Raw genomic sequence first — 17,282 nt, 5'->3', positions numbered from 1 at the left:
AGCTTGATGAGAGCTGAACAAGCGGAAAAAGAGTACCTACGCAAGATCATGATCGCCAATTTTGACAAACTCTATACGACAGATCTGGTAAATACCCTTGAATGCGGCGGAATAGAGATTGATAAAGATAAGATATAAGGATGCGCGTCATAACGCTGTTCCCTCTAACACAGTAAAAAAATTTCAATGGTGAAATGATTTGGAATCGACACCGTGGAAGAATGGGAACGGGCGAAGAAGATTTTCGGGATCTGATTTAGCGTTTTCTTCTTATGATCCATGCTATACTATTGCTATGTTCTAGAAGTATAATTTTTTGAAATAGCATAAAGGAAAACAATGTCACTGATCGAGTTATTTACCGACTACATCCTTAATCGAAAAAATCTCAAAGAATACGTTGAGATGCGTAAAACGATTCATGAACGGGGTGAATTCAACGATGCGAAACTGATCCAGGCCGAAGAGAACCTGCAACGTCTGAAAAAAGAAGAGCCTGAAATCTATGAGGGGATGTATGAGACCCTTGGCAAGATTTATGCTCGCAATGCGGGATTAACGATCGAATATCCGCTCGATTTCATCCGACAGATCCTCAAAATGTACAAAGGATCACATACCCCTAAGCAGGTTTATGAAGAGTATAAACGGGTCTTGGAACATTATCATCACGATATTTGATGATTTGACGGAGCATGACGTACTTTCGTGCACTACTCAAGGGGGGCAAAATGTCCCTGCAACTGCATTAACGCTGACTGCATTTTCGAATGCGGCAGAAAACCGACCACTGACAAAATGTGTTACATCAATATGTTAGAGATTTGAAAAGTTTGAAGGGAAGAAGTTCCCCGGAAACCGGGGAAAGAGGAAAAACTTAGATATTGTCGCGGATACCGAGATCAGCAATCAATTTGTTGTAGCTTGCACGGTTTGTACGTTTCAAATAACGCATCAAACGGCGGCGTTGACCAACAAGTTTCAAAAGACCAAGACGTGATGAGTGGTCTTTTTTGAACGTTTTAAGGTGCTCTGTAAGATCGCTGATACGCTTTGAAAGCAATGCAATTTGTACTTCACTTGAACCTGTATCACCTTCGGTGCGTTGAAATTCTTTGATAATTTCTGTTTTTTTAGCCGTATCTAAAGCCATAATAGCCTCCTGATGGGTAGTTAAATTTACTTGATATCTCAAGCAGAGCCGGAATTATAGCCAAATTTCTCCCCTTTTGCGGTAGTAATCTCTACAAGTCACCTCTAATAATTTTTAGCTATAATAACTTCTACAATTACAGGAGGATGACCCATGTTGATGACCCGTGCGAGCGAATATGCCTTACTATCGCTCATCGTTTTGGCTAAAGCGGGTCATCCTCTTGATGCGGATACCCTCTCTAAAGAACTCGATATCTCCAAAAGCTTTTTAGCCAAGATTCTCCAGTCTCTGGCCCGTCAAGGAATCCTGAACTCTTATAAAGGGGTTAACGGAGGATTTGAACTGGCCCGCCACAGCCGTGATATAACCGTTCTCGAAGTGATGGAAGCCGCCGAGGGGAAAAGTCCTGCGGTATTCAGCTGTTCCCCTTCTCAGGAAGATTGTCCTTCGAACAAAGCGATGAGTTGCGGTCTTTGGCCGTTTTTAAACCGATTACAAGGGAAAGTGGACGCTTTTTTGGGAACACTGACCCTCGAAGCCATTTTAGAAGAGTAATTCTTGGCAAAAGCAAAGAACAAAACCCCCGACGTTAAAAGCGTATTATCGGCTATTTTTGCCTCACGCGATCTTAGTGTCGTCTTTTTTGTTATGGCGATCTTGGCCATCATCATCGTCCCCCTTCCAAGCGCCATGCTCGATTTGCTCCTGGCCGTCGTCATCGCGTTATCGGTTCTTATCTTATTGATTTCTCTTTATATCCCCAAACCGACCGATTTGACTACCTTTCCGACATTGCTGCTGGTCATCACCCTCTTTCGTCTCTCGCTCAATATTTCAACCACGCGGATGATTTTGAGCCATGGGCATGAAGGGCCCGGGGCGGTCAGTGAAATCATCACCAGTTTCGGAAACTTTGTCGTCGGAGGAAACCTCGTCATCGGGGTCATCGTCTTTTTGATCTTGGTTTTGATCAACTTTATGGTTATCACCAAAGGTTCGGGACGGGTTGCAGAGGTTGCGGCGCGTTTCACCCTCGATGCGATGCCCGGGAAACAGATGGCGATCGATGCCGATCTCAACAGCGGATTGATCGATGAACCTCAGGCGAAAGCCCGCCGTGCGGCCATTTTGCAAGATGCAAACTTTTACGGAGCGATGGACGGTTCGAGTAAATTTATCAAAGGGGATGCGGTTGCCGGAATCATCATTACGATGATTAATATTATCGGCGGATTTCTTATCGGGGTCTTCCAGTTTGACCTTGATGTTGCCGGAAGCGCCCAAACCTATACCATTCTCACCATCGGTGACGGACTGGTTTCCCAGATTCCGGCACTGATTATCTCGACGGCTACCGGTATTATGATCACCCGCGGTTCAAGTGAAGAGGGTGGAAACTTTGCTGAGGGAAGTATCAATCAGCTGATGGGGAATGCCCGTGTTATGATCATCGTCGGGGTTATTATGCTCCTTTTTGCTGCCGTTCCGGGACTTCCGACTCTCTCGATGGGGTTTGTAGGGCTTATTTTTGCCGGACTGGGGTATTCGCTTTACAAATACGAAAAAGGGGACCTCGTCCTCACCTCTGCACCGCTCATTAAAAAAAGCGGTGCACCGGGAGTGGAAACCGCTACCGCCACGGATGGAACCGTCTCCACCGTACCGCGCCGAAAAAGCAATGAAGAGATCGCAAAAGAGGAAGAAGCGGCTCTCGAAGATATTCTTAAAATCGAGATGCTCGAACTCACCCTCGGCTACCAGCTTATTCGTCTCGCCGACAGTGCCCAAGGGGGAGATTTGCTGGAACGTATCCGCAGTATGCGCCGCAAAATCGCCTCCGATTTCGGCTTCTTGATGCCGCAGGTGCGTATCCGTGACAACCTCCATCTCAAACCGACCCAATATGAAATCCTCCTCAAAGGGGTCAATATCGGCGACGGGCTCATTCAGCCGGACCGCTATTTGGCGATGGACAGCGGAATGGCCATGGGGGAAATCGAAGGGGAAGCGACCAAAGAACCGGCATTCGGTCTTGATGCCCTCTGGATTGCCCCTGAGCTTAAAGAAGATGCCATTATCAACGGATATACCGTCGTCGATCCGGCTACCGTTATCTCGACCCATATGAGCGAACTGGTCAAAAAATACGCCGAAGAGCTGCTCACCCGTCAAGAGACCCAATCGTTGATCGAAAAAATCAAGAACGATTACCCTGTCGTCGTCGATGATTTGCTCAAAGTGGCCAATATCGGTCTGATCCAGCGGGTATTCAAAGCGCTGCTGCATGAACGTATACCGCTGAAAGATATGATAACGATTTTAGAGACGATGGCCGATGTGGCGGAATATACCAAAAGCGTCGACATCATCACCGAACATGTCCGCGCTAAACTTTCCCGTGTCATCACCCAGCTCTATACCAGTCCCGACGGAGTCATCAAACTGCTGACCTTCGATACGATGAGCGAACAGCGTATGCTGGAGAAATCCCAGGAACGGGACGGCGTACGTCAGCTTCTTCTGAATGTCGGCGAAATCAACGGGCTGATCCAGGCGACCAGTCTCAAAGCAACGGAACTTCTCCAAAAAGGGATATCGCCGATCATCGTCATCGTCGATCCGAAGCTCCGCCGACCTCTGGCGGAGATTTATGAGCGGTTCAGCCTCGACATCGTCACCCTTTCCCATGCCGAAATTGATTCGAACGCCAAATTCGAAGTACTCGGCTCCATCACTTTAGATACCAAATAGGATACCCATGAACAAAACTTTCTACCACCTCTCCCATATCGATCTCGACGGCTACAGCTGCCAGCTTGTGATGGCGCAAACACCGAATACGATGATCAGCTATAACGCCAACTACGGTGCCGAAGTCATGGATCGTCTCGAAGAGATTATCGAACGGATCAAAAAAACCAAACAAACCGCTACGATCCTGATCAGCGACCTCAATCTCTACCCCGACGAAGCACGATGGCTCAACAACGAAGTCAACCGTCTCAACGAGGGGGGATGGGAGATCACGATCACCCTTCTCGATCATCACGGAAGCGGCAAAGAGACGGCAGCGCAATACCCGTGGTATTTTCTCGATACGGAAAGATGTGCGACCAAGATCGTCTATGAGTATGCATTAGAGAATTACGGATTGCAAGCGGGAGGATGGCTCGAATCATTTGTAAAAGTGGTCAATGCCGTCGATCTCTGGCACCAAAATGAAAAAGACGATTTTGAATACGGAAAAGTATGTATGCGCCTCATCAGTGATGCCAAAGAACTCAGCCGCGTCATGTTTGCCGAGGAAGACCGTGCCTATAAACTCGCAATGCTCGAACAGGCGGCGATAATGAGAGATATTCCCAACGCCAATATCGTCCTCGATGAAGCCCTTCATAAAATGAAAAAAGACTTTTTCAAAGACGGCGTAGACGACACCCTCGACAACCTCTCGACCAAATACATCGTAGAACTGCTGGGAACCAAACGCTCTACAATGACGATCTATTACAAAGGGTGGCGCGGATTTTTGAGCTACGGCTTGGGCAACACGTCGATCATCGGAAACGGATTTGTCACCGCATTCCCCGATTTTGATTTTATCGTCGATGTCGGAACGCGCGGAACGATGAGTATCCGCGGACATGACCAGGTCGATGTGGCTGCTATGGCAGGAGAATGGGTCGGCGGCGGCGGACACCCCAATGCAGCCGGCGGACGGATCAACGGGTTCAAAGAGCAGTTTCGCTACGACAAAGTGAAACGTCAAATCGAAGATATGCTCTCGAATAAAGAGGCGATGCCCGGAAAACTCCCCCACAAAATAGAAGGGTGATCACCGTTTTATGATTCAAATCAACAACCTTACCAAAAGCTACGGCACGCGCTATCTCTTTGAGAACCTGAATCTCAAAGTGGGAGCGGGGCAGAAAATCGGTTTTGTCGGACGCAACGGAAGCGGAAAATCAACCCTTTTTAAAATCATTTTGGGCGAAGAGCCTTACGATGACGGTGAAATCATCATCCCGAAAAACTACCGTATCGGAACCTTGCGCCAGCATCTCCATTTTACCCACAAAACGGTACGTGAAGAGTGCGCTTCAGTCCTCACAGGCGACGCGGAACACGAAGTCTATCGCGTCGAGAAAATCCTCTTCGGGCTTGGATTTACCCAAGAAGATCTCGATAAAGACCCTTTGAGTTTTTCGGGAGGGTATCAGATACGCCTCAACCTCGTCAAACTTCTCGTCACCGAACCCAATATGCTGTTACTGGATGAGCCGACCAACTACCTCGATATTGTCTCACTACGATGGCTTGCCTCGTTTATCCGCGCCTTTGAAGGGGAAGTGATCCTCATCACCCATGACCGCGATTTTATGGATTCCGTCAGTACCCATACGATGGGTCTGCGCCGAAGAACGGTATCGATGATTAAAGGCGACAGTGCCAAATATTATGCGTTTATGGCCCAAGAAGATGAGATTTACGAAAAAACGAAAATCAATCATGACAAAAAACGCGAAGAGCTGATTGATTTCATCGCCCGGAACAAAGCCCGTGCATCGACTGCGGTCATGGCCCAGTCCAAAGTCAAAGAACTGGAAAAGATGGGAATAATGGAGTCACTGGAAAGCGAAAAAGGGCTCGCCTTTTCATTTTCCTACCGCCCTACTCCGGCAAAAATCATTATGGAAGCCAAAAATCTCTCTTTCGGATACACCGAAGATGAGCTGCTGTTTCATGATCTGGGATTTACCCTCGAAAAAGGGAAGCGGCTCGCCATCATCGGTAAAAACGGCAAAGGAAAATCAACCCTCCTTAACACCCTTGCCGGGGTTCTGACTCCGCACGGTGAGATCGCTTTTCACCCCTCCACCGCCATCGCCCACTTCGGACAGACCAACATCGAGCGCCTCGATAAAAACCGGACTATTGCCGAAGAGATACAAAGTGCCGACAATACCTTGCAAAATGTCAAAGTCCGCTCCATCTGCGGTACGATGATGTTCAGCGGAAACGACGCCGACAAAAAAATCAATATCCTCTCCGGGGGAGAGCGAAGCCGTGTCATGCTGGGCAAGATCATCGCCACCCCCGCCAATCTCCTCTTTCTGGACGAACCGACCAACCACCTCGACATGCAGTCGATCGATTCGCTCTGCGATGCACTCAAGCGGTTCGAAGGCTCCGTCGTCATCGTTACCCACTCGGAAATGCTCTTGCGTGAACTCGCCGATCAGCTGATCATCTTCCGTGAGGGAAACGCCGAGTTTTTTGACGGCGGATACGACTCCTTTTTAGAAAAGATCGGATGGGATGAAGAGATCACCGATGCACCCAAACCTGCCAAAGCAGTCCAAAACGTCAATAAAAAAGAGAACAAACAGCAGCGCGCCGCATTGATCCAGGAGCGTTCCAAACTCCTCAGCCCTCTCAAAAAAGAGTGTGACCATTGCGAAAGCACGATCATGAAGCTCGAAGAGAAACTCAAAACCTCCCATGAACTCCTCACTGCCTACTCAAACCAAGGGGAAACCTCAAAACTCCTCGAACTCTCCAAAGAGGTCGGCGAAGATGAGAAGATGATCGAAGAGCTGTTCGAGCGGCTCGAAACCGCGAGCGACAAGATCACCCAAATCGAGCAAGAGTACGAGGAAAAGCTTGAAGCCCTCTAAAGTCCGTCTGGACAAGCTCCTCAGCTCTCTGGGATATGCCAGCCGCAGCGAGATCAAAACCCTCCTTAGAGAGGAGAGAATCACGATCAACGGAGACATCGCCAAAAAAGCCGATACGAAAGTTTTGCATGAAGAAGTGCAGTTCGACGGCAAACCCCTCGATCCCCCAAGCGGAATGGTAATCCTGATGCACAAGCCCGTCGGCTTCATCTGTTCGCATGATGACGGCGAAGGGAGACTCGTATATGATCTTCTCCCGGCTCGCTGGCGGATGCGGGATCCTAAACTCTCTACCATCGGACGGCTCGACAAAGATACAAGCGGTTTATTATTGCTCACGGACGACGGTGCGCTGCTTCACCGTCTCACCTCTCCGCGCCACCACGTCCCCAAAGTCTATGAAGCGACGCTTGATCGTCCGCTAAAAGGCAATGAAGGCGCTATCTTCGCTTCGGGAACACTGATGCTCAATGGCGAAAAGAGCCCGTGTTTGCCTGCCAAACTCACCGTGATTGACGATACTCATGTGACACTGGAGATCACCGAGGGGCGATACCATCAGGTGCGCCGGATGTTTGCGGCGGTCGGGAACCATGTCACCGCCCTGCACCGCTCATCGCTTGGTACACTGACATTAGGAGACTTAGCGCCCGGCGAATACCGTATACTCCCTGAGGATGAGAGTGTATGATAACTCTCCTTTTTGAAAACGACTCTTTTCTCCTTGCCATCAAACCCGCCGGCGTCAACTTCCACTCCGAAGAAGAAGCCGGGTTCGTCGTCCAAGTCAGCCAGCAGGTCGGCATCCCCCTTTTCCCCGTCCATCGCCTCGACAAAATGACTTCCGGCCTCGTGATCCTCGCCAAAAATTCCGAGACGGCGGCAGTGTTTGGAAAGATGTTTGAAAATAGAGAGGTCGAAAAATATTACCTCGCCATCAGTATGCGCAAGCCGAAGAAAAAAATGGGGTGGGTCAAAGCAGATATGGGGAGCGCAAGACGCGGTGATTATAAGCTTTTGCCGACAATGGACAATCCCGCCATCACCCAGTTCGTCAGCTGTGCTCTGCGTACCCATGAGCGGGGTTTTTTAATCAAACCCCATACGGGAAAGACCCATCAGATCCGCGTTGCCCTCAAAAGCCTCGGCTCTCCGATAGCCGGAGATGAGCGCTATGCGCAAGCCGACGAAGCACGCAAAGAAGAACGGGGATATCTGCACGCCTATGCCCTGCGGTTTCGTCTGGGTGATGAAGAGTTCAGTTTTGTTTCACCCCCCGATGAGGGGGAGCGGTTTGTGAGTGTAGAGTGTCAGACGCAGCTCACAACATGGAGCAAACCGTGGGAGCTGTTTTGAAATCCTTCACCTCCGAACCCATGACCGATATCCTCGCATGGGCTCACGACACCCTCAAAGAAAACGATACTCTATCTTTTGAAGTGCTCAATCCCGACTTCGGTCGCGGGCACTACGCGGGCGAGACGATCACCGTTCACAAAACAAGCTATCTCTATCGCAGCTACAAAGCATGGAGCGATCTGGGGGAACTGCTGTTTTGCCGGATGCTGACACCGAAACCCGTTTCTGAGCATACGGTGCAAATCACCTATGAAAAACTCGACCTTAGCGACTCGTTTCACCATTCGGAGGCCAAAGAAGAAAAATACGGAACGGCGTCTCGTTTCGCAGTCATCCATAAAAATGAAGAACCCGCATTTCTAAGCGCCTATCTGCGTGCACTCCAAAGCGTCAAGGTCAAAGAGAAAAAGCGGATACTCAATCTGGGAATCAACACGGGGGATGAGTTCGATCTTATCCGCCAGATGTTTCCCCATGAAGAGTATATGAATCTGGAGCTGATGGGGATCGATCACTCTGAGAGTGCGATATCCGTGGCGAGAGAACGATTCACGGAAGGGAATGCAACGTTTTACGTTCACGACATCAATGATATCGCTTCGCTGGGACTAGGGAAATTCGACCTCATCATTACGATCGGAACACTGCAAAGCAGCGGAATCGAGTTTAAACCTTTTTTTATGAAGCTCGTCCAAGAGTATCTCTCTGCAGAAGGTGCAATGATTATAGGATTTCCAAACTGTCGCTGGATGGGAGGAGAGATGATCTACGGAGCCAAAGCCCCGAACTATCCCTATTCGGAGATGTCGATACTGGTTAAAGATATTTATTACTGCAAAAAATATTTACAACAAAAGAAATTTCGGGTGACCCTGACGGGAAAAGATTATCTGTTTTTGACGGGAACCAAACTCATCTAAGGTCTGCCTCGATTATTTGTCTCGTTTTCCGCCCCACGGATCTTTCACTGCATGATCCGAATGGACTTCATTAAAGATCTCCTCCGTTTTTAAATGATAGACATTTTTATCTTCTGTCACACAATAAACTTCGTACATAACCAGATTCATATTTTGTTTGATAACCACTTCGAGGATATTCAGAGTGCGCGCAAATTTTTGAATTTCGGCAGCCGTCTTTATATCTTTGGTAGTAATTTTAACGATCAAATCACCTTTGTAGCCAGAATAAGTATTAATATCCTCCACTTCATATTTCAAAGCATATTGGATAATGAGCTTTCTTTCCGATTGCATCGATAACTCCTTTTTTACTACCTCTCTAAAATTATGACAATCAGTATAACACATGAGGCAAAAATATTGCCATTTTTTTCATCTTGACCCTGATTAAGAAAAATTCATTTTCTCTTGCGTAACAGTGATGTCTCCAAGTTCGCTGTGCAGTGTCAATTCCCCATCGCTGATATTGCATTGCAATCGCATGGAGCGTTCTTTGAGTTTTTCGATCCCCTCTGTAGAGAGATGAAAGACACTGAGATTTTTAAAACGGGCGAAAAGGGCACTGTTTTGTTTCCACCATGCGGTTGCACTCTTGATATTGTACGTATAGACGATCACACGTTCGGATCTGCCGCACGCTTTTCGGAGCCTTTTTTCATCCACCTGACCCAAATCGATCCACAATTCAATCTCTCCGCCATAATTTTTCTGCCATAGATCAGGTTCATCATCCGCTCCGATCCCTTTCGTAATCAGAAGGGAATCCGATGCATTCAAAGCAAATGCAACCAGGCGGACCATTAAACGCTGATCCGTTTCGGAGGGGTGCTGCGCGATGGTGAGTTCATGCGTTTCATAATAATTTCGATCCATATCAGCAATGCTAAGCTGTACTTTGCAAATCGTCGAACCAGTGGCCATGAAAACTCCTTTGTAATGGCTAACTATGCCATAACACCCCTTATAACCTCTCTTTGGAGTGCCTCTGCAGTGGATTCAATAAAGTTTCCAGCAGATGCCGTAAAAAAAGATATTCTTACGCTATACTTATTATTAATAATTACTTATAACGAGTCCGCAGAACATGCCTATACAAACTCTTTTAGCCCAATTTGAATCGCCTATCATCACGATTCAGCCTTTACAAGAGCCTTTGCTGGGTATTGTGACCGCCGCACATGAGATCTTCCTCTATAATACGCAGACCCAAGAAACAGAAAAAATATTACGCCTCAACCTGCATGCTGACACAAAACTCATTTATGCGTTCAATCCCCGCCATATGCGCCTTATTTTTGGTGAAGCCACGGGGACGAATCTTCATATGGTGGATTTGAAACAAAAAAAAATCGTCAATAAATTTGAATTAAATCAACAATCTCCCGATGTCATCATCTTTTCTCCCGACGGATCTCATTTTATCTGCGGAACCAATCAGGGAAGAGTCCTTTTATGGCGGGTTGAAGCCAATACCCTGATCGCCAGATTACACTCCTATCCCGAATATACGTCGTTATACACCAAGCCAAAAAACAATGGCGTCTATGCGCTTGCCTTCCAGGGAGAGTGGCTTGCGACGTCCGGTTACGGAGGAAGCGTCGTCATTACGAATTACCAAAGCCAGACAAAAACCAAACGGTTTCATCCCGGACATCTTCAGAACAGCGCCCTTCTTTTTTATCAAAACAGCCTTATCATCGGCAATCAGGGCGGAACTATTTTGAAGATTGACCGTGACGGAAAATATACGAATTATCGTTTATCCACCTCGCTAGGAATGATCAGTACACTTTTGCGCATCGGTCCGGAACCCTATTTTTTAGCCGCCGGGGAAAAACCCTTCATCTCTTTAATCAACGGCGACACAATGCGCGTCATTATCGAGCGCTATATTGAATTCAAACATCCGATTACATCCCTCTGCAAAGACAATAACGAAAAACTTTACGTCACTACTTCCTCGGGAGAACTTTTCGGATTTGATCTGCGCCCTTTGAATCAACTGGAATCCCTTATTGCCGTCGGCTCCTATGCCGAAGCGTACCGTTACTGCGAAGAAGAGCCGCTCGTTAAAGAAAGCAGTCCCTATCTCTTACTGGAATCTCTCTTTCAGCAGGAGATGAAAAAGGCGCGAAAAGCTTTGGAAGCCGGCGAAGTGGCACAGGCTAAAACGCTTCTAAAACCTTTTGCTTCCGTTAAATCCAAAGAGATAACATCCCTTCTGACCTCTTTTGCCCAATATGAGAAATTTAAATATCTTTTCGACCATCTGAAATTTGCCCCTTTTTACGGTATTGCGGAGCAGTATCCGATGCTTACCGAGACGGCCCTCTATCGCCATGTCGAAAAATTATGGTCCGAAAAATTTATCAAAGCACAAAAGCTTATGTTCCTGAACAAGGGGAAAGAAGCATTAAGCGAACTGCAGCTTTTTGCCAACGTCAACAGTAAGCGTCCCCTTATTCAGCTCCTCCTCCACCATGTCGATATTTTTAAACTCTATTCGAAAGCACTCCAGGAATCCAACTATACCCAACTCGATGAACTGACCCTGCGCTACCCGATCCTGCGAAAACTCCCCTCCTATATACAGACGATCAAAGAAGCCGGAGATCTCATCGGGGCGATTACGGAAGCTCTGCAGCTCAAAGAGTTTGATCACGCGTCTCTTTTGCTCCATGAACTCAGCAGTATCATCCAGTATCAGGATGAGTGCCACCGGTTGACACAATTTTATACCGTCGCCACCAATCTCAATCATGCCCTCATGAATCATCATTGGCGTACCGCCTATCATCTTCTCGATTCCAATCCGGAGCTGTTAATCCTCTCATGGGCACAGGAAGTGGAAACACGCTGGTATCAGCTCATAACACGCTGTGAACAGTATGCCGTTCGAGGAGATATCGCTTCCATAAAAAAAGAGTTCGGCAACCTGATCAACCTTCCCTATCGTCACGAACGGGTCGGAGATATTTTTCGTACGGCTTATCAAATAGAGCTCAAGCGGATCATGAAGACCGATCCTAAAGCTTTTGGGGAAGGGATCAATAATTATTGTGAAATATTCGGAATGGATACGGAACTCGGTTATTTATTGAACAGTGCACAACGAAACGAGATTGACCTCACTCTCGATTCATTGCAGTTACATCCTAAAAAACGGGATCACTGGCTTATGTATGCCAAAACCCTTCCGGAGCATATTACCGATCCTTTTTAGGTAACCCGGCGGATTAATGTATAATAATAGACACTAAATTCCGAAAAAGGGAAAAGATGAAGCTGTTTCTTTTTGTATCACTTTTTCTCTTTTCTCTCGTTGCGTACGGACGCAGTGAGCTTGAATCCATCAACCTTTCGCTGCAATCGCTGGAAAGCACTGAATCGATTCTCGAGACTAATGCATTGGACAGCACACTGGATCATTATCGGGGTACGATTCCCCCCCTTTATAAACGCTACCAGGCAACAAAGGGAGAATTGGCACGGATCGAGGCAAAATTCTCCGATGCCGGAATACCTCTCTTTTTTGCCCTCATCCCCTACTCTGAATCTAAATTCAACCCCTCAGCCCGCGGATATGCGACGGCAGGTCTATGGCAATTCGGAAAACAAAGCGCCCGTAACTTTGGGTTATCCGTCACAAAAAAGAATGATGGACGCCTGGATATCGATCGCTCTACCGATGCGGCTATCCGCTATATTCTCTATCTTAAAAAAGAATTTGGAAGCTGGTATTTGGCTGATTTCGCTTACGCGATGGGAGAGGGGTCACTCAAACGGCTTATTCACAAAAACGGCAGTCAAAAAATCTCGGTATTAATCAAAGATCCCCATTTCCCTTCCGGGACAAAAGCTCACTTCGCCAAAACGCTTTTACTGGATGCTAAAATCCATTATTCTGAAAAATCGCCCGATTCCGAGGAATAAGATTGCTCTTCCCGAGAGGGAGAAGCAGCGATCTCTAAAGACTAGAAACGGTATCCGATTTTAATCTGAGCGCGATAGTTATCCAAATCTTCTTTGTACCCGTTTGAAAGCTCTGCTTTCTGCGTCCACTGCCATCGAAGATCGGCACCGGTGTAAATCTCTTTGCTGATGTTGTATTTCAATCCGGTTCCGGCTTGGAGGGTAAATACCGTATCACTCTTTTGAGCATCTGCGAAAATCACACCGAAACCGGGTCCGAAGCCCCACTCTACGCCATTATTAAGGGTGACCAAGTAATAAGGGTTAAATTCCAGATTGGTCATTTCCAAACCATCGCTGTTAAAGTGGTTCAACATAATCTGCTGACGAAGATTATCCCACGGCAAGGTAAATACCGGACAATCCAAAGAAATCTCTATCCCAGCCGTTGCACCCTCCGCATTGACGTTTTTCAAGTTCATGTAACCCGCAGAAAGTCCTACCTGTATATCGGGACAAAAGCTATTGTCTAAAATCGGAAGGACCTTAAACTCTTTCGCATTCGCTGCTGAGCCCAATATCAAAGATGCCATTAAAGCAGCTTTAGTAACCATTGAAAATTTCATTCTCTCTCCTACGACGATGATTATAAGGAATTACTATAACATATAATCTATACAATAGCGGTAAAGTATGTGATAAAAGTGTGATGGATGGGGAGTATGGGAGCAATTTTCTCTCGTTAAAAGAGAAACTGGGATAAGGGGTCGGAACCCCTTTTAAAATCTACGTTAGCCGATGTTGGTATAAACAGCCTGAACGTCTTCGTCTTCTTCGAGCTTGTCGATCAATTTTTCGATATCCGCCATTTGCTCATCACTGAACTCTACCGGGCTGTTCGCAATACGCTCCAGCGCTGCGCTCGCCGGTTCTATACCTAACGCTTCAAGAGCGGCAGAAAGAGGACCGAATGCCGTATATTCGCCATATACGCTCACTTCACCCTCTTCTTCCTCAATACTCTCAATCCCTGCATCGATCAGGGCAAATTCAAGTTCTTCCAAATCCATCGCCGGCGTTGGAAATCGAAATACCGCTTTGCGGCTAAACATAAACTCCAACGAACCATTATTGAGGGTTTCCCCTTTGGCGCGGCCGAAAATGGTTCGGACATTGGAAATGGTACGCGCATTATTGTCCGTAGCACATTCCACGAAGAACAAAGCACCGTGCGGTCCTTTGCCTTCGATATTCATTTCAGCCAATGAGATAGCATCTTTTCCTGAAGCACGTTTGATCGCTGCTTCAATATTATCTTTCGGCATATTTTGCGCTTTTGCCGTCAAAATCGCAGAGCGGAGCTTCGGGTTCATATCGGGATCTTCCCCACCCTCTTTGGCTGCCATGGTGATGATTTTCCCCAGTTTTGGAAATATTCTCGACATATTTCCCCAACGTTTCATCTTTGCTGCTTTGCGGTATTCAAACGCTCTTCCCATACGGTAGCTCCTATCAACATAAACTCAAAAAATTAGCCGAATTATAGCTGTTTTAAGCGATTAAGACAAATCCTTATGCGTCTGTATTACTTAGATCGGTTGATCACATAAACGGCAGTCATACTGATGATGCCCCCGATGAGCAAAGGCCATGATGGGATTTCATCCAGAAGAAGATAGCTTGTCGCCAGTGCACAGACCGGAACAAGAAACATATACGAACTCGCACGGCCTGAGCCCATCTCCCCTGATGCAATAAAGTAGATCGTCGACGCAACCGTTTGGCCCAGTACCGCTAAATAAAGCAGTGCTCCCCAAAACTTTATATCTTGCTGAAATACCTTTGTTATACCTAACGGATAGGCAAGAAAAAACATAAATACAGTTGCGACAAGTCCCAAGAAAAAAGTGTAATGGATCGGATCGAGATGCAGGTGTGCCCGCTGCGCCGAAAGCGTCAATACCGCCCATACGAGTGCACTCAGGACAAAGATGAGATCTCCTCCATGAAAAAGGAGAGGGATATCCCAAACCTGGATCATCACCGCACCGCCGATCAAACCGATAATCAGACCTGCGATATGCCAAGATGCAGGTTTGAATGCTAAAAACATGACGGCGATCAGCACGGTCATCACGGGGCTGAGTGTCGTAATAATCACCCCGCCGGCACCTGCCGTCCCTAAGGCTACCCCTAAAAATGAAAGAGCCATAAAAACCGCATTCAGCAGACCGCTAAGACTTACCCACCCGAAGGCATGAACCGAGAGCCGCAAAGGTTTTTTAGTCCACCATAATATGGGGATAAAGGCAATACTCATCAGGGCAAAACGCCAAAAGGTCACCACTTCCCAGGGAACACCCTGGGTCAATATTTTAAGTGCAGGCCATCCGCCGCCCCAAAGGACCATGGCAAGAATCATTAAAAAAGGGAGGGGGATGTTCATAATAAACTGTCTCAACTATTTCTGCCCAAAAGGGGCAAGTTTCAGTGCCATAGAGGCAAACGCAGAGGAATGGAGCAAAGCCCCATTCGTATTCTTAATCATCGATGTAAACGATATCGCTTTGAATGTTGTTGAATAGCAGTGAACGGTTGTCTACACGGTGCTGATACAAAAAGGTATGCGGTTTCATATTTCGCAATACGGTCGTATTGTAATAATAGGCATTCGAACAGCGACCGATATATAAAAATGAGAAGAGGAGTTTAATACGGGGATTTTCGAAAATCTCATGCGGCTGTGTCAAAAAGGTCAATCCGAACTTTTTGAGATTGACAAGGTCGAAAATATAGAATATAAAATCTTCGAATTTGGTATAAAAACCTTCCAAACTTGCGATTTCCTGCATAAAATAGTAGTAATTTTCTAATAATTCGCGTTTCTGCATCATCTGAGAAAGCTTGCTTTTGATATCCCGTTTACTGGCGAAAAAGGTAGGGCTTACCGCCATATAAATATTTTTGCGCTCGGCGATTGCGGTATCCAAAGCCGTATTGAATTCATCGCTCTCATCAAAACGCATATACATGAATTCAGCACCGTTTTTGAACCGCTCTTCGATTTGATCGATTTCAGGGTTGGAAAAATCGAGATACAGTGTCGGGATGCCGCTGGCGATGACAAACTCGCGGATTTTATTTGCCAAATGGGTTTTTCCGGAATCCGGCTCGGCCAGAATCAACGTATTTTCCGTTAAAACACGATCTTGGAGTTCCAATTTTGCGATAGAACTTTTAAATTTACCGATTATTCGTTTCATTGTTTGATCCATGTATGATAATTATTGTGTGAGGGTAAGTATAGCTAATGGAAGCGGGTTTAAAAATAAAGAACGGAAGAACAATAATCTTCCCGCCGAAGCGGGGAAGCGCTAAAGGGGATAACTTACCCTTTCACCTTTGTTTCGATTGTTGCTACGATGCTCGGATCTTCAAGTGTCGAAATATCCTGAGTGATCGCTTCGCCTCGGGCAATCGAGCGCAAAATACGGCGCATGATTTTACCCGAACGGGTTTTCGGCAATCCCGGAACGAAAACGATATCGTCACAGATAGCGATGTTACCGATCTCTTTCATAATGACTTTGTTGATCTCTTTGACCATCTCCATCTCTTCGCCGATGGTGTCTTCGCTTTTGAGAACGATATAAGCGAAGATCCCTTCACCTTTGATCTCATGCGGTTTTCCGACAACAGCGACTTCGGCTACGTTCGGGTGTTTTTTACATGCCGCTTCGACTTCTGCCGTTCCCATACGGTGACCGGATACATTGATAACATCATCCGTACGCCCTGTGATCGTGATGTAGCCATCCTCATCGTAGTTTGCGCCGTCACCCGTAAAGTAGACCGGAACACCCTCTTTTTTAACATCGCCGAAGTACGATTTCTCGAAACGTTCAGGATCGCCCCAAATATTACGGATCATCGAAGGCCATGCACGAGTGATACACATGTATCCGCTCTCTCCCGGTCCGACTTTTTTACCGGTTTCCGGATCGATGATCTCACCCATGATCCCCGGAAGCGGGAATGTCGCACATGCCGGTTTGATCGGAGTTGCACCCGGAAGCGGAGAGACGACGTGTCCGCCTGTCTCTGTCTGCCAGTAGGTATCAACGATCGCACATTTTCCGCCGCCGACCGCTTCATAATACCATTTCCATGCCGGAGGATCGATCGGCTCACCGACGGTTCCGAGGACTTTCAAGC

18 protein-coding genes are annotated in these 17,282 nt (G+C 46.9%); 10 read left to right on the top strand and 8 right to left on the bottom strand.

Features of this window, described 5'->3' with window-relative positions; translation table 11 throughout:
- The first annotated feature begins 339 nt into the window (after nucleotides 1-339).
- A complete protein-coding gene (locus WAO38_RS08080; protein ID WP_422236051.1) occupies nucleotides 340-681 on the top strand; it encodes a hypothetical protein in 342 nt (113 codons plus the stop codon).
- Nucleotides 682-877: 196 nt separating this feature from the next.
- Here the strand turns inward: WAO38_RS08080 and rpsO are convergent, their stop codons facing one another.
- Nucleotides 878-1,153, bottom strand: a complete 276-nt coding sequence (gene rpsO / locus WAO38_RS08075) for a 30S ribosomal protein S15 (RefSeq protein WP_422236049.1) — start codon at nucleotides 1,151-1,153, stop codon at nucleotides 878-880.
- A gap of 153 nt (nucleotides 1,154-1,306) precedes the next feature.
- On the opposite strand from rpsO, the gene WAO38_RS08070 reads away from it, so the two are divergent.
- From WAO38_RS08070 to WAO38_RS08040, 7 genes are read left to right on the top strand one after another with little or no spacing between them, the layout of a single operon-like run.
- Complete coding sequence (locus tag WAO38_RS08070; protein ID WP_422236048.1) at nucleotides 1,307-1,711, top strand: RrF2 family transcriptional regulator; 405 nt, start codon at nucleotides 1,307-1,309, stop codon at nucleotides 1,709-1,711.
- A 3-nt stretch (nucleotides 1,712-1,714) separates the two neighbouring features.
- Nucleotides 1,715-3,907 (top strand): flagellar biosynthesis protein FlhA, encoded by a 2,193-nt coding sequence (gene flhA, locus WAO38_RS08065; RefSeq protein WP_422236046.1) that lies wholly within the window; start codon nucleotides 1,715-1,717, stop codon nucleotides 3,905-3,907.
- A gap of 7 nt (nucleotides 3,908-3,914) precedes the next feature.
- A complete protein-coding gene (locus WAO38_RS08060) occupies nucleotides 3,915-4,991 on the top strand; it encodes a DHH family phosphoesterase (RefSeq protein WP_422236044.1) in 1,077 nt (358 codons plus the stop codon).
- Nucleotides 4,992-5,001: 10 nt separating this feature from the next.
- Nucleotides 5,002-6,834, top strand: a complete 1,833-nt coding sequence (locus WAO38_RS08055) for an ABC-F family ATP-binding cassette domain-containing protein (RefSeq protein ID WP_422236043.1) — start codon at nucleotides 5,002-5,004, stop codon at nucleotides 6,832-6,834.
- Nucleotides 6,821-7,525, top strand: coding sequence for a pseudouridine synthase (locus WAO38_RS08050; protein ID WP_422236041.1), 705 nt, complete (start codon nucleotides 6,821-6,823; stop codon nucleotides 7,523-7,525). Before WAO38_RS08055 ends, WAO38_RS08050 begins: the two co-directional genes overlap by 14 nt.
- The gene (locus WAO38_RS08045; protein ID WP_422236039.1) at nucleotides 7,522-8,190 is read left to right on the top strand and encodes a TIGR01621 family pseudouridine synthase; all 669 of its coding nucleotides are present in this window, start codon (nucleotides 7,522-7,524) and stop codon (nucleotides 8,188-8,190) included. Before WAO38_RS08050 ends, WAO38_RS08045 begins: the two co-directional genes overlap by 4 nt.
- Nucleotides 8,163-9,113: a class I SAM-dependent methyltransferase gene (locus tag WAO38_RS08040; protein ID WP_422236037.1), complete on the top strand. Its 951-nt coding sequence runs from the start codon at nucleotides 8,163-8,165 to the stop codon at nucleotides 9,111-9,113. The genes WAO38_RS08045 and WAO38_RS08040 overlap by 28 nt, the downstream gene beginning before the upstream one ends.
- A 12-nt stretch (nucleotides 9,114-9,125) precedes the next feature.
- Here WAO38_RS08040 and WAO38_RS08035 read toward each other — a convergent pair whose 3' ends face one another.
- Both WAO38_RS08035 and WAO38_RS08030 read right to left on the bottom strand, forming a co-directional pair.
- On the bottom strand, nucleotides 9,126-9,449 hold the full coding sequence (locus WAO38_RS08035) for a hypothetical protein (RefSeq protein WP_422236035.1): 324 nt from the start codon (nucleotides 9,447-9,449) through the stop codon (nucleotides 9,126-9,128).
- Nucleotides 9,450-9,542: 93 nt separating this feature from the next.
- Nucleotides 9,543-10,076 (bottom strand): YaeQ family protein, encoded by a 534-nt coding sequence (locus tag WAO38_RS08030; protein ID WP_422236033.1) that lies wholly within the window; start codon nucleotides 10,074-10,076, stop codon nucleotides 9,543-9,545.
- A gap of 163 nt (nucleotides 10,077-10,239) precedes the next feature.
- Here WAO38_RS08030 and WAO38_RS08025 point away from each other — a divergent pair, with 163 nt between their 5' ends.
- The gene (locus WAO38_RS08025) at nucleotides 10,240-12,378 is read left to right on the top strand and encodes a WD40 repeat domain-containing protein (RefSeq protein WP_422236031.1); all 2,139 of its coding nucleotides are present in this window, start codon (nucleotides 10,240-10,242) and stop codon (nucleotides 12,376-12,378) included.
- A gap of 56 nt (nucleotides 12,379-12,434) precedes the next feature.
- Nucleotides 12,435-13,088, top strand: a complete 654-nt coding sequence (locus WAO38_RS08020) for a lytic transglycosylase domain-containing protein (RefSeq protein WP_422236030.1) — start codon at nucleotides 12,435-12,437, stop codon at nucleotides 13,086-13,088.
- Between the two features lie 41 nt (nucleotides 13,089-13,129).
- Here WAO38_RS08020 and WAO38_RS08015 read toward each other — a convergent pair whose 3' ends face one another.
- From WAO38_RS08015 to WAO38_RS07995, 5 genes are all read right to left on the bottom strand, one after another.
- Nucleotides 13,130-13,693 carry a hypothetical protein gene (locus WAO38_RS08015; protein WP_422236028.1) on the bottom strand — a complete coding sequence of 188 codons (564 nt, stop codon included), beginning with the start codon at nucleotides 13,691-13,693 and terminating at the stop codon, nucleotides 13,130-13,132.
- Between the two features lie 165 nt (nucleotides 13,694-13,858).
- The gene (locus tag WAO38_RS08010; RefSeq protein ID WP_422236026.1) at nucleotides 13,859-14,566 is read right to left on the bottom strand and encodes a YebC/PmpR family DNA-binding transcriptional regulator; all 708 of its coding nucleotides are present in this window, start codon (nucleotides 14,564-14,566) and stop codon (nucleotides 13,859-13,861) included.
- A gap of 86 nt (nucleotides 14,567-14,652) precedes the next feature.
- On the bottom strand, nucleotides 14,653-15,513 hold the full coding sequence (locus WAO38_RS08005; protein WP_422236024.1) for a DMT family transporter: 861 nt from the start codon (nucleotides 15,511-15,513) through the stop codon (nucleotides 14,653-14,655).
- Between the two features lie 94 nt (nucleotides 15,514-15,607).
- On the bottom strand, nucleotides 15,608-16,330 hold the full coding sequence (locus WAO38_RS08000) for an ATP-binding protein (protein WP_422236022.1): 723 nt from the start codon (nucleotides 16,328-16,330) through the stop codon (nucleotides 15,608-15,610).
- Nucleotides 16,331-16,455: 125 nt separating this feature from the next.
- Nucleotides 16,456-17,282 (bottom strand): AMP-binding enzyme (locus WAO38_RS07995; RefSeq protein ID WP_422236020.1); only part of this gene is annotated, 827 nt, incomplete at its 5' end.

It is taken from the genome of Sulfuricurvum sp. (assembly GCF_049277495.1).
In the GTDB taxonomy this organism is placed as follows: domain Bacteria; phylum Campylobacterota; class Campylobacteria; order Campylobacterales; family Sulfurimonadaceae; genus Sulfuricurvum.
This window is presented reverse-complemented; position numbering and strand designations above follow the sequence as displayed.

Excerpts from the sequence above, each read along its gene's own strand:
- rpsO (WP_422236049.1), bottom strand. The coding sequence starts at position 1,153 with ATGGCTTTAGATACGGCTAAAAAAACAGAAATTATCAAAGAATTTCAA.
- WAO38_RS08020 (WP_422236030.1), top strand. The coding sequence starts at position 12,435 with ATGAAGCTGTTTCTTTTTGTATCACTTTTTCTCTTTTCTCTCGTTGCG.
- WAO38_RS08030 (WP_422236033.1), bottom strand. The coding sequence starts at position 10,076 with ATGGCCACTGGTTCGACGATTTGCAAAGTACAGCTTAGCATTGCTGAT.
- WAO38_RS08000 (WP_422236022.1), bottom strand. The coding sequence starts at position 16,330 with ATGAAACGAATAATCGGTAAATTTAAAAGTTCTATCGCAAAATTGGAA.
- WAO38_RS08005 (WP_422236024.1), bottom strand. The coding sequence starts at position 15,513 with ATGAACATCCCCCTCCCTTTTTTAATGATTCTTGCCATGGTCCTTTGG.
- WAO38_RS08040 (WP_422236037.1), top strand. The coding sequence starts at position 8,163 with ATGGAGCAAACCGTGGGAGCTGTTTTGAAATCCTTCACCTCCGAACCC.
- WAO38_RS08070 (WP_422236048.1), top strand. The coding sequence starts at position 1,307 with ATGTTGATGACCCGTGCGAGCGAATATGCCTTACTATCGCTCATCGTT.
- WAO38_RS08025 (WP_422236031.1), top strand. The coding sequence starts at position 10,240 with ATGCCTATACAAACTCTTTTAGCCCAATTTGAATCGCCTATCATCACG.
- WAO38_RS08060 (WP_422236044.1), top strand. The coding sequence starts at position 3,915 with ATGAACAAAACTTTCTACCACCTCTCCCATATCGATCTCGACGGCTAC.
- WAO38_RS08080 (WP_422236051.1), top strand. The coding sequence starts at position 340 with ATGTCACTGATCGAGTTATTTACCGACTACATCCTTAATCGAAAAAAT.
- WAO38_RS08035 (WP_422236035.1), bottom strand. The coding sequence starts at position 9,449 with ATGCAATCGGAAAGAAAGCTCATTATCCAATATGCTTTGAAATATGAA.
- WAO38_RS08045 (WP_422236039.1), top strand. The coding sequence starts at position 7,522 with ATGATAACTCTCCTTTTTGAAAACGACTCTTTTCTCCTTGCCATCAAA.
- WAO38_RS08055 (WP_422236043.1), top strand. The coding sequence starts at position 5,002 with ATGATTCAAATCAACAACCTTACCAAAAGCTACGGCACGCGCTATCTC.
- WAO38_RS08015 (WP_422236028.1), bottom strand. The coding sequence starts at position 13,693 with ATGAAATTTTCAATGGTTACTAAAGCTGCTTTAATGGCATCTTTGATA.
- WAO38_RS08010 (WP_422236026.1), bottom strand. The coding sequence starts at position 14,566 with ATGGGAAGAGCGTTTGAATACCGCAAAGCAGCAAAGATGAAACGTTGG.